Raw genomic sequence first — 13,141 nt, 5'->3', positions numbered from 1 at the left:
TGAATTATGGAAAAAAGAGATTACTACGAGGTATTAGGAGTAGACAAGAGTGCATCGGCCGACGAAATAAAGAAAGCCTACCGCAAAAAAGCCATCCAATATCACCCCGACAAAAATCCGGGTGACAAAGAAGCGGAAGAGAAATTCAAGGAAGCGGCAGAAGCCTACGACGTGTTGAGCAATCCCGACAAACGCGCCCGCTACGACCAATTCGGCTTTGCAGGCATGAGTGGTGCGGCAGGCAACGGAGGTCCTTTCGGCGGATTCAGTGGTGGCATGTCCATGGATGACATCTTCTCTATGTTTGGCGACATCTTTGGCGGACACGGAGGAGGCTTTGGCGGTTTCGGTTTTGGCGGAGGAGGTGGCGCACAACAACACCGTCGTTCCCGCGGTTCCGACCTCCGAGTCAAAGTGAAGCTCAATCTGACAGAGATATCCACTGGCGTAGAAAAGAAATTCAAGTTGAAAAAGTACGTCACCTGTACCCACTGTCACGGCACCGGCGCCGAAAACAATGGAGGAAGCGAGACCTGTCCTACCTGTAAAGGTTCAGGAACCGTCATCCGTAACCAGCAGACTATTTTAGGTACCATGCAAACACGTACCACCTGCCCTACCTGCGGCGGCGAAGGCAAGGTCATCAAGAATAAATGTAAGGAGTGTGCAGGCGAAGGCATCGTCTACGGCGAAGAAGTAGTAACGGTCAAGATACCGGCCGGCGTAGCCGAAGGCATGCAACTCTCCATGAGCGGCAAAGGAAACGCAGGCAAGCATAACGGCGTACCTGGCGACCTGCTTGTCCTCATCGAAGAAGAACCGGACAAAGAACTGATCCGCGAAGAGAACGATCTCATCTATAACCTCCTGTTGAGCTTCCCTACCGCAGCCTTGGGAGGAGCCGTAGAAATCCCTATCATTGACGGCAAGGTGAAAGTGAGGATCGAACCGGGAACTCAGCCCGGCAAGGTTCTCCGCCTGCGTAACAAGGGACTGCCCAACATCAACGGTTACGGCACCGGCGATTTGCTTGTCAATGTCAGCATCTACGTGCCTGAAACCTTGAGCAAGGATGAAAAGAAAGCACTGGAAGAAATGGAGACATCAGACAACTTCAAGCCGAACGCCTCCGTCAAGGAAAAAATCTTCCGAAAATTCAAGAGCCTGTTCGAATAAACACTTACTTCGATCATAATGAAACAACCAGTCAGTCCGTTTTCCTGCGAAGGAAATAGGCTGAACTGATTGTTATCATCATCCTTCTTCATCCAATCTCTACGTTACGGACAGAAAGGTCAGGACTATATTGGTAGAATTAAGGGTTAGAAAGCGATATTCTCACTATAGTAGGAGTACGTACTCCAGGCTTAACTTCACCATTTATATAAAAGATTGCATTCTTGTAAGGTACAGCTACCGCACCCGCACGAGCCAGCATAGAAGTAGTACATACAGTTTGCCATTCACGATTAATAACATGATAAGCCAATAATTCCCGATTAAACTTATACCATTCTGCAGGATGAGACAAATAATCTGGATCCGGCCGACGCAAAGCCTGTAAAAACACATCTTTATTCACCCCTCCCATACAAAGGAACAAACTATCACCAACTGAGACTGCCGCACCACCGCCCAACGAAACAGCCTCATTGTGACTATCCTGAGGAGAAGACAAAGGTACCCATGTATTTTTCTCCAACAGATATTTATATCCATCTGTCGACAATGAAGCCTCCACTTCCGAAGTAGAAATAGAAAATCCACCCCACATATATATAGCCATTTCACCTGTCTCGTCTTGTTGAGCTGCGCACACCGGCTGAATACGGGGTTTCCCAGGAAATGAAAGAAGTTCAACCCATCCCTCAGAAAGATTATCCAAGTCCAAACGAAAAAAAGCATTGGATGCCTGCCCGTCCTTATTTCCTCCTACAACAAATAAACTGTTATTGACAAGACAACCGGACATATTATCCAAAGCAGAAGGCAAAGAGGGCAAATTTTCCATTTTCAGCTTCCCATTTACCATTGACAAACGGAAAACTTTTTCCATTGCTCCATCCTCATTCATTCCACCCACACAAACAATGCCATCAGGAGTCGAGACAGAAAAACCGTAAGCCACAGGTTGCAGGAGCTCTCCCACTTTTTTCCAAGACAACAAAGAATCGGCCTCAATCGTTGCCGCATAAACATCCTTATAAAATACTTTAGCCCCACCTTTTTCTGCCGGAACATCAGGGAAATTACACCCACCGGCTATCACCAAATCATCACCTATACATCCGGCAAAAGGTGCTGATACGCCTTTTGCAAAGGCCTTATTCTTTAGAGGAGAAACAGACATCAGATGCAAGCTGAGGGCTTCTGATAAAGCAGGCGCATGGGCACAAAAGGTAGATGCAGGAAGCTCCTCACTATTCACCAGATTAGCACGCGTAAAAGGCTGCCAAGCATAACGTATATGACGTGGATGCATGATTTCCTCACTGAAAACTTTTAAGGTATCACCAACAACTTTCACCATAGCCGGTTTATAAAGACCTTCAAATTCAGCCAATTCAAAAGATGTAATAGGAGTATTGCCTGCACCATGCATATCTTTCCCATGATCAAAAAGGACTTCCACCGTTTGTCCATTAAATCTAACAGATTTAAACAATGGGCCAGAAGGAACAATATGCCTCCAACGATATGTCTGATATAACGCCCAACGTGCCAACCGTTCCCCCACAGGCTTCTTATCCCTAGGATGTACATCCAAGGAATCACCTTTATCACTGCTAACAACCATCGCAACATTGGGAATTTTGTCCATCAATCGGCGCTGACTGTCACGAAAAGATGGCCAAGAAGGGCGATTCAAACTGGAAAGCTGTACATAATAAAACGGTAAATTCCTATTATTCCAATTCTTTCGCCAACTATCTATCAACAAAGTAAACAAGCGTTCATGAGCTTCCACGTTATGTGCATTCGATTCCCCTTGATACCAGATAACTCCCCTCAGAGGAAAGTGTTCCAATGGTTGAATCCCAGCTTCGTACAAATAACAAGGCTCATAAGGATGACGTTGCAATTTATTTGTTGACAAACTGACATTCAACGAAGCCCGCTCACGTACCCAAGGCTGTATAAAATCATTAGTACGCCAATTTCTCATAATATCCGGGAAGTGTTTTTCCAATGTCTGGCGGTCAATCCATGACTCAGTAGGCGATCCGCCAACAGCATTACAAATCAATCCAACAGGTACTTTCAAACTATCCTGGAGCATTTTCCCAAAATAATAGGCCACTGCAGAAAATTTTTCCACCGTTTCCGGGGCAGCTACCTCCCAGCAAGCATCTTTATAATATTGTAATTTATTTATCGAATCCAATGCATGCTCACTCCATTTTACTGCATTGGTTTTCCAACGTGCCGTTTGATTAAACAAGCGGATTTCGTTACAATAGGAATCTGGAATATCTGTAGAAGCGGTACTAGCCGATTGCATCATAAATTCCATATTCGATTGCCCCGAACAAAGCCAAACTTCTCCTACAAGCACATTCTCATAACGCAGACACTTCTTCCCATCTGTAACAACCAATGTATACGGTCCTCCTGCTTTCAAAGGAGACAATTGTACCTCCCAATACCCGTCACTCCCAGTTATAGCCGTATGCGATTGTTTCCCTATCGTCACTGTTATTTTATCATCCGCATTGGCCTTTCCTACGATTTTCAATTCTACTTCCCGTTGCAAGACCATATTATCCGTATAGATATCCGGCATACGCAGCCCCCCGAAATCTCCCGTTATTGCCGAATATGCAGCATAAGCCAATTTTTCGGCGCCCTCAGGATTAGGGTGTATTGCATCAGGTAACAAATGTGGATATGCATATAGGGGTTTCTCAAAATCCACATGTTCCACTCCAGTCACACGTACCACCGTTTCAATCAAATACTGAATGGATGTACGCCAATCCCGTGTTCCAGATACAAAACGTGGATGATATACAGTAATCGGCGTTAAACGTGCTACAATTACCCTACAATTCGGATTGACCCTTCTGAATGAATTGATGAGATCTACATAATCACTAACAAAATCATCTTTGTAATTAGGCCAGTTTCGCGGATCGGTATCATTAATTCCCAAATGTATCAGTACAATGTCCGCTGCAAAGTCCAGTGCATCCTTGTATTCTGAAGTACGGATATAGGGATTGTGCCCCTTTGACAACAGCGTAGTTCCTGATTTACCAAAATTTCTTACTTCATAAGCATCACCCAACATCCGCTGTAAACAAACCGGATAAGCTTGTTCGTCACGCAAAGGCAATGTCATTCCATACGTAATGCTATTCCCTACGCAAGCAACCCTAACCGTTTTCCCGATAATTGGAATATTTGTCTGTAGGATTACCCATAATAAAAGACATCCAATAAGTTTCTTCATTTCCTTCCTAAATAAGGTTTTATTATTTCTACCCATTTCAGATAACCTTTACCCAACAGATGCAAACCGTCATTGGTATATTCTATTTTCATCTTTCCTGTCTCACTATCCACAAAACCGTTATATAGGTCAATGTAAACCACTCCTTCTCTATCCGCTATCTCCTTTATCCCGGCATTTATGATCGGAACGATTTCCGGGTGTGAAGTGTGGCTGCCAAATTTCTTATAATAATCGGTCACTGGCAACAAGCTCTGCAAATAGAGCTTGGTTGTGGGGGAGTCACATCTTATTTTTTGTACGATCTTCTCTATTCGCCCCACTATCGTATCGGCAGGCAGTCCGGCACTGACATCATTTATTCCAATCATTAAAAAGATTTTAGCCGGTTTTCCTCTCAAGATAGGAGACAGACGGTCGTAAACTCCCATACAAACATCTCCACTAATACCTCTGTTCTTTACATGGCTATTGTCCAGCAATTCTGCCCATTCAGCCCCGTTGGTAATACTGTTCCCAAGGAAAATAATATCATCCGGTGTCACAGGAAGCTCTTCAAAAAGAGTCGCACGCTGATAGTAAAATGTGGAATACTTGTTTTCTTGAGCCTCTATTGGCAACAAGAACAATGCACATGTCACAATAACAAAAATAACTGTTCTCATAATCTTATTCTTTTTTATTATACAACAAATTAAAGTCTGAAAATTTATGTAGTCAGCATCAACATAGCAACGTTTTCCTAACGACCAAGACTAAGCTGCATCTTCCCGATTATCGTTATTGTTTCAGTTTTTCAGGTGCATAAACCAACCCTTCTACAGCATCAGTTCCATCTGGCGTTACAAATACAACGGTAAACATCCATTTAATCAAACGTACCTCATTTGAACTGAATTTCCCTATCGGCAACTTTAACAAGACCTTATTCCATCCCTTGTTCAGGCCTACTAATATAGGGGGACGGGACACGAAGTTCTCGTTACCTAAAGGTATTTCGTTATCTTTTACCCGATGAGTAGCTGTCCATGTGGGAGGTAGAATCTCTTTATCATTAATCCAAATGCGGCTTCCCTTATAGTCCCATGTACCTTGCAAAGGCGGCAGATCCATTTCCGAACGGCTGTAATTCTGAAATTCTGCCCACAATCCGACTTCTTGTTTCTTGGGAGAATAAACGTAAGTATATGCATAGGCCGTATGATTTTCTTGAGGATCCTGATAAAAAGCAGGCACGATTTTTCCCCAAACGTGGCGAAGATAAATACCTGCACCTATGGCGTCATATGTTTTATATGATTTCCCTTCATAAACATACGTTTCTTTTAGTTCCTTTTCTGGAGGAAATACTTGTTTCAGGTCACCTTCGTTTGGGAAGGCATCCGTTATCTTCCACTGCACGTTCGTCTGCTTAACGTAAGCAAAAGGAAAACCGGTAAAAGTGTTCTTTTTATGCCAAAGCATCCGACGTTCGAAATCTTCAAAATCAAGATAGATATCCGATTGCTTATCTATCGGAAGCATTATACCCCTGCCATTGAAATATTCACTTCCTCCCCCTCTCCATGAACGCTCTGCAACAGCCAACATATTGGGATAAAAATTATTTTCCAACAGAATGTCCATCTCGTTTTCAAGCAAACGATCATTCCACACACACATCATCACTCCAGCCACATTATCACCTCGTCCGGCAGTCCCAACCCTGCTATTGTACAAAGCAACAATATCGCCAAAAGTATCATAATGATTTAAATAATGAAAACGGGAATCTATAAAAGGAACGCCTTCAAGCGCCTTTCCTCTCGATCCCCAAAGTTGCAGCATATCTATTTCTCCTAAACCATATTGCCACCCTGGATTCCATGAAATTACTTTTTTCCCTTTAGAACGCACATAACTAACCATTTCAGGAACAAAATCCTTATCCTTAAACTTCACTTCGTCAGTTCCAATATGAAGATAAGGAACATCGAATGTTTCACAAATCTCATCTAACAACAATTTCAAGATCTGTTTTCCCTCCCTGCTTTGCATATCATGACGAAATGTACGTCTGAAAGCATCACTATGTCCGGGCATATCAATTTCAGGAATCAACAAGACATGATGTTTTTTACAAAAATCTACGAGTTCCCGAGCTTCTTCCAATTTATAATATTTCCCCTTCATTCGAGTCATATTCGAACTGTCATTCAGCATAGGAAATATTTTACTTTCCAATCGCCAGGCTTGATTTTCGGTCAGATGCCAATGAAATGTATTTATCTTAAACCTTGACAAGATGGCTATTTCCCGCTTCAATTCTTCAAGAGACAGATAGCTACGCCCCACATCATGCATGAACCCGCGAATAGGAAATGCCGGCCAGTCCAAAATCTCACAGCCTCTGATTACCACCCGACCACTGTCATAAGCCACCAACTGACGTAAAGTCTGTAAAGCCATATAAACTCCACGTGAGGCTGTCGCTTCAATATCAATTCGTTTTACGCCCACCTTCAGCCGATAAGCTTCATCTGAATGAACCGGAACTTGAAATAGAGAGTCACACAATGTTACCACTATAGAAGAAGAGGCTGTTGACTCAATTATTCCTCCCTGTTCGATAACAAAAGTTTCCAGTTCCTCCCGAAGAACCGAAGAAACAAGTTTCACTTTGTCTATTCGGAAAGAATTTGAATAAAAAAAGACTTGCTGAGGCTTAGGGAGCAAATAATCCTTATCATTTGCCCATAGTGACAATGTACAAAAAAGTCCAAGCAACCAACAAATATTTATTTTCCCATACATAATCAATTATTATTTATCAATTTCAATTGTATAAATCCCCATGTCAGTAAACAACGTACAAATAGAATTATTTATTATCTTGTAGGATGACCAAACTTATCCATAACAAAGAATCCCTGCACGCTGTGTTGGACAAAGATACAATAAAAAAATGAAATACTACCTCATTTATCCGTAGCAAAACATCGTTTTGTCATAATAAAAGCAACCTTATAGAAGTCATAAAACCATTCTTTATCAGTTAAAGACAGGCTGTCAATGGAAATAACTTCCCGTAGAAGGGTTGTTTAGTGGTAAGGTTCTGAAATACAGTTCCGTATTCCATCATATAATAGCTGGCGCAGGAAAGGTGAGCGGAAATCTCTTTGATTACACTTTCTCGGCAAATATTACCCATTCTGAATCGTTTTGAAACGACGGCCGCAAGGAACTGGAAATCATAAAATTACATAGCTTTTATTGCAATATTGTTTTAATGAACTGTTTAAGAAAAGAGATGTCTAAATCGCTTCATTCATAAAATTGCTGCTTTGCAACATTCCCATTCCTCCTAAAATACCAAAACAATCTACAACAAAAGACATTCTATAAAAATTGGAAGAACAGATCATGGCAAATCTAATTCTTCCAATTCTATAAAGTTGATTATATCCTACAAATTCAATACCGTCAAATGAAACTCGTGCAAATTATTCTCCACTCATTTCGTAACCCGGAGTCTGTTCCAATAAGGGGTCATTACTCAAGTCCGAAGTACTAAGCGGCCAAAGTACACGGTAGGCCAAATCTTCCGAAAGGATTGGTTCTACCACAATTTCGGGCGGTGTTGATACTTCCCATTTGTTGGGGCTAAGTTCTTTCATATTCTCTGTGATTTCCAATCCGTAAGCCACGTGACCTTCTTCATGGAACACCAAATGATCCAGCTCACCACAATTTGCACTTACCGACATACGGCGTACATCATACCAACGCTGGCCTTCTTGAACAAATTCCTTATCTTTCTCGTGAAGAATAGCCACTTCGTTTTCTACAAACGAGCCAGCCGTGTAGCCATAAGCAGCCGGATCCCAATTATCACCGTAAGCACGTTCACGAATTAGATTGACATATCTTTCCACATTCGTATTATCTCCTTCCATATTGGCAATTTCTGCCAAAGAGAGATATGCCAACGGCAAACGATATAAAGGCTGGTCGCCGTTGTAGCAACGATAACCGGTACTTTCACGAATGGAGCCCAAATTCTTGCAAACAAAAGTTCCCCGTAACTGCGTAACGGCCTGATCGTGCCAGGAAGCAATAAACGTAGCATCACGACGGGTATCTTCGGCATCGTACTGATACCACAAGGCGTTGGTAAACTGATAGCGACTTACAGACGATGCGACAGTCAGCGGGTTATCCCACAAGTTTCCTTCACTATCATAAGCAGCGCCAATGGTATATCCGGTCACGATTCCATATACATAACTGGAAGGAATACCGTTTGTCACTTCAGTCTCATCTGCATCGAAAGCTAAAATAATCTCCGAGTTTTGTTCATTATCTACGTTGAACACATCGGCAAATTCATCTTGCAGCGATAACCCATAGTTGTTTACTACATTCTGGAAATACGTCTTAGCTATTGCCAAATCACCTGGAATAATGTCCTGATCACCGGTAGCCACCTTAGCACTCCACAAGTAAACCTCACCGGCCAACATCTCGGTAGCAGCCTTTGACCAATAATATTTGGCATTCTTGCTGTCTCCATTGAAGTTGAAAGAAGTCTGATTGCCGAAGTATTCCAACGACTTGGCTATGTCTGCCTTAATCTGAGCTAAAGTTTCCGAAGCCTTGGCACGCCCCATATAGAGAGTAGACTGGTCATAGTTGCCATTCTCTACGTCAGGTGTCAAACGCAAAGGCACACCGCCATAAGCACGATACATCAGAAAATAATAATAAGCACGCATACCATAAACCATACCCAAACAATAATTCTTGGTATCTTCGCTGGAGAAATAGGTAGCATTCTCCACATTATAGATAAAAAGATTGGCGGCAGAAATCAGTCCCCAATACCCTCCGAAATTAGAAACTCCATAGTTAGTCTGTGACAAGTTTTGATCACGAAGATATTGAGCCGAAAGGCTGGCACCATCACTTCCACCGGTCTGCCGGGTATAAGCACCGCCACGGATTTCACCGTAGGTAATATTAATCTGAAAATTAAAACCACGCAATTGAGACATCTGTGCATTCAAGTTACCGATAGCTTGTGATTCCGTCTGCCAGAAATTACCAGCACCATAATAGTCAATAGGGGAAAGATCCAACCAATCCGAGCACGATGACATCCCCATACCTGCGGCCACAAGGGTAGCAGAAACAAAGGTATATAATTTATTTTTTCTCATATTCATGTATATTAAAAAGGTTAGAATGTAATGTCAAGTCCGAAAAGAACTGTACGGGGCAAAGCATAAGTACCTCCCCACCCAGCTGTATTTCCATCTGTATATTGGGTATAGTCAGGAATGGCAGAAGCACTACTAGTCCAATACCCCAAATTCTGCCCTGTAACCGATAGTCTCAAACCTTCACAACGAAATTTACTGCAAAAACTCTTCGGCAAATCATAAGATAGCTGTAATTCACGGAATGCCAAATAATTACCTTTAGTTGCCCAAAACTCGGATGTACGGATATAGTTATTCTTTCCCAACTGATCGGCCCATACATAGCGAGGATATTTAGCATTCGGGTTCTCAGGAGTCCAAGAATCCCAAATATCAGTTGTCATGCTATAGGCACCTTGTCCACAGCCATCAATCCATTGTTTCAAACCATCATAAGTAGTAAAACCTAAACCAAAATCTGTACGTAAATAAAGAGACAAACCTTTCCAAGTAAACGTGGTATTCAAACCGCCATTCCATTTCGGAGTATTAGTACCCAGTACTTTCCGGTCATATGAATCAATGATACCGTCACCATTGATATCCTCGAACATCAGGTCACCACATTCCAATTCATATGCCTTACCAGTCCAGCCCACATCCTGTAGTTTCTGATACCCTTTATCGCCATAGTAAACAGCAATGCTTTGAGACATATCGCAATAACCATCTACCAAATCACTCTCCGAACGAACCATCTTGTCTACCCCGTAGCCTACAATCACATCGTACGGAGTTACACCTTCCTGTAAACCACCTACATAATATGTCTCGTTACCGTTCCCTGTATAGATTTCTGTACCTCCCTGACGATTCTTGTCCAAACCGTTATAAGGAAGTTCCACTACTGTGTTTTTATTATAAGAGATATTGGCACCCAACGTCCAGCTAAAGTCTTTCATCTTGAGCAGGTTTGCATTGATATCAATTTCAATACCACGATTACGGAACTTACCATTATTGTTCGTAATGGAACTCCACCCCGTCGTCGAAGGCAGCACAAGTGATGCATACTTGTCCGATGTCAGACGGTCATAAAACGTAAAACCGAGCGTAAAACGGTTATTCAGGAAGCCTAAGTCAAGACCAATTTCTGCAGTACGTGTCTTTTCCCAGCGAAGATCAGGATTAGACAAGGTTGTCAGACGGAAACCCGTATTCCCGTTATACGTAGATGAACTATAAGCACCATGCAATGTATAAATGCCAATATAATTAGTATCGATGCTGCCATTTACCCCATAGCTGGCACGTAACTTTCCATAATTCACAATCCCCTTCAGTGGAGAATAGAAATCTTCTTCGGAAAATACCCAACCGGCTGACACACCGGGAAAGAATCCCCAACGATTGTTGATCAGGCGGGAGTAACCATCCTCACGGAAAGTAAAAGCCAGAATGTAACGTTCCAGATAATCATATTGCACACGGCCAAAGAAAGACATAATACGTTCACGATTATGCGACGTATCAACCTCACGCTTACCTTCCTCAGTAGAGGTATAACCCAAATCACCGAAATCATCAGTAGGAGCACCATATCCATACGCATAGATAGATTTATACTGTTTATCCCAAAATTCTGTCCCAGCCATGGCATTGATGGTATGATCACCAAACTTACCGTCATAATTTGCTACTAAACTATAGGTTTGGTTGAAATAACGATAGAACGTAGCCCACGACTCTCGATCTGTAGTCATAGCAGTACCCGCCTGATTGGTGTGAAAATCTTTGTTGAAACCTTCATCTGTGTATTCACTGTAACTCCACGCCATGGTTCCACGAAGGCTGAGACCTTTGAAAAGTTTAGCTTCCAAAGTTTGTGTCATATTGAACTTATCCGTCTGGTATTCACGTTCAAACTTATCCACTTCGTACCGATAGTTACCGTCCGATCGGGATGCGCCTAACAAATAGTTACCCTCTTCATCTTCCAAACGGATAGTAGGAGGTGAACTCAAGACACGTCCGAAATAATAACTGTCATTCGTTTGGAAGCCGGGACCATCTTCCCAGTTAGCCCGATTGTAATTAAAAATAGAGCTTGCTTCCAACCAGTCGACAAGTTTATAAGATCCGGTAAACGAGAACGAGTAACGTTTATAGAAGTTATTGACTTTGAGACCATCGGCATCATAATAACCTAAACCTGCATAATACTTTCCACGATCGTTACCACCAGAGAAGCTGAGATTATACTCCTGAGAAACAGCGGGAGTATTAATGTTATAATTACTTACATCCGTATTCTTAAATAAAATCTGTCCATCACCTACAGGATCGTCCATCACCTGCCAACCATGATTTTTTATCAGATTCTGTTGATACTCCGAGCCTGTATAACCTAATACATTATAAACGCTGCTGGAAGTAAGCTCTGTAGCACCGGTTCCTACACTACTGGAACTTGAAGTCAAGTTACCGGTTGCCGTACACCAAGGAGTATTGGCATAGGCTTTACGCAACCAATAAATGTAACCTTCCGCATCCATCATATCATAAGTTGGTACATAGTATTGTGCACCCACTTTCATATTAAAGTTTATCTGGGCCTTTCCCTGCTTTCCCTGTTTGGTAGTTACAAGAATAACACCATTCGCAGCACGCGCACCATAAATAGCTGTTGCACCGGCATCTTTCATCACTTCCATCGATTCAATGTCGTTTGAATTCAGATCACTCAATCCGTCTGTACGAATCTGACCTCTACCACAACAAGCGGGCTGCCTGTACCATTATAACTTGTACCACCACGAAGCGTTATAGACGGAGTAGAACCGGCAAAACCGGAGGTCTGTTTCACTTTAACACCGGAAATGGCACCAACCAACGCTTGAGCAGGATCACCATATGAACCTACGGTTAAAGTTTCTTCACTAACACTCGATACAGAATTTGTCAACTTTCCACGTTTTTGCTTGACACCATAAGCCAGCACAACGACTTCATCCAACGTCTGTGTATCTTCCACCAACATAACTTTGATAAAAGACTGTCCTACATACTTAATCTCTTGAGACACATAGCCCACAAACGAAATCTGAATAATGTCTCCATCCTTCACACCTTCTATGGTAAAATTACCATTGATATCGGTCACGCCACCATTACTGGTACCTTTGATAATCGCCGCAGCACCAGTCACTGGACCGAACGAATCTTCAACAATACCAATCACTTTCCCTGTTTGCTGGGATACACTAACATTCTGTTGGTTCTGTACAACTTCGGCCATTGTACTCACAGGGATTGTCATACTCCCTGCCAACAATACAAGACTAACAAAATTAATCCTCTTTAACATAGGCAATAAATTTAAATATAATAAATTATGAAAGACATTAAAAAAGTGCTTCCACACACATAAAAGTTAGTGGTCAATTTAGGGCGTCCAACAGTATACACTCGTCGAGAGACGTTTGCCCATGTTGTTTTTCCCCTGTTG

At 42.3% G+C, this 13,141-nt stretch carries 7 protein-coding genes; 1 reads left to right on the top strand and 6 read right to left on the bottom strand.

Annotation, left to right across the window (positions count from 1 at the left end; genetic code table 11):
• Positions 1–6 precede the first annotated feature (6 nt).
• Positions 7–1,176: a molecular chaperone DnaJ gene (gene dnaJ / locus Q0Z70_RS05515; RefSeq protein ID WP_298073115.1), complete on the top strand. Its 1,170-nt coding sequence runs from the start codon at positions 7–9 to the stop codon at positions 1,174–1,176.
• A 139-nt stretch (positions 1,177–1,315) separates the two neighbouring features.
• Here the strand turns inward: dnaJ and Q0Z70_RS05510 are convergent, their stop codons facing one another.
• From Q0Z70_RS05510 to Q0Z70_RS05485, 6 genes are all read right to left on the bottom strand, one after another.
• Positions 1,316–4,453, bottom strand: a complete 3,138-nt coding sequence (locus tag Q0Z70_RS05510; RefSeq protein WP_298073114.1) for a cyclically-permuted mutarotase family protein — start codon at positions 4,451–4,453, stop codon at positions 1,316–1,318.
• A complete protein-coding gene (locus tag Q0Z70_RS05505; RefSeq protein ID WP_298073113.1) occupies positions 4,450–5,118 on the bottom strand; it encodes a GDSL-type esterase/lipase family protein in 669 nt (222 codons plus the stop codon). The genes Q0Z70_RS05510 and Q0Z70_RS05505 overlap by 4 nt, the downstream gene beginning before the upstream one ends.
• Positions 5,119–5,233: 115 nt before the next feature.
• A complete protein-coding gene (locus Q0Z70_RS05500) occupies positions 5,234–7,246 on the bottom strand; it encodes a family 20 glycosylhydrolase (protein ID WP_298073112.1) in 2,013 nt (670 codons plus the stop codon).
• Positions 7,247–7,935: 689 nt separating this feature from the next.
• A complete protein-coding gene (locus Q0Z70_RS05495) occupies positions 7,936–9,651 on the bottom strand; it encodes a RagB/SusD family nutrient uptake outer membrane protein (RefSeq protein ID WP_298073111.1) in 1,716 nt (571 codons plus the stop codon).
• A 20-nt stretch (positions 9,652–9,671) separates the two neighbouring features.
• Positions 9,672–12,338 (bottom strand): SusC/RagA family TonB-linked outer membrane protein, encoded by a 2,667-nt coding sequence (locus Q0Z70_RS05490; protein ID WP_366807154.1) that lies wholly within the window; start codon positions 12,336–12,338, stop codon positions 9,672–9,674.
• A gap of 38 nt (positions 12,339–12,376) precedes the next feature.
• The gene (locus Q0Z70_RS05485; RefSeq protein ID WP_298073109.1) at positions 12,377–12,931 is read right to left on the bottom strand and encodes a carboxypeptidase-like regulatory domain-containing protein; all 555 of its coding nucleotides are present in this window, start codon (positions 12,929–12,931) and stop codon (positions 12,377–12,379) included.
• Positions 12,932–13,141: the final 210 nt, after the last annotated feature.

Origin of the sequence: uncultured Bacteroides sp. (assembly GCF_947632445.1) — a bacterium.
Classification (GTDB): Bacteria; Bacteroidota; Bacteroidia; order Bacteroidales; family Bacteroidaceae; genus Bacteroides.
This window is presented reverse-complemented; position numbering and strand designations above follow the sequence as displayed.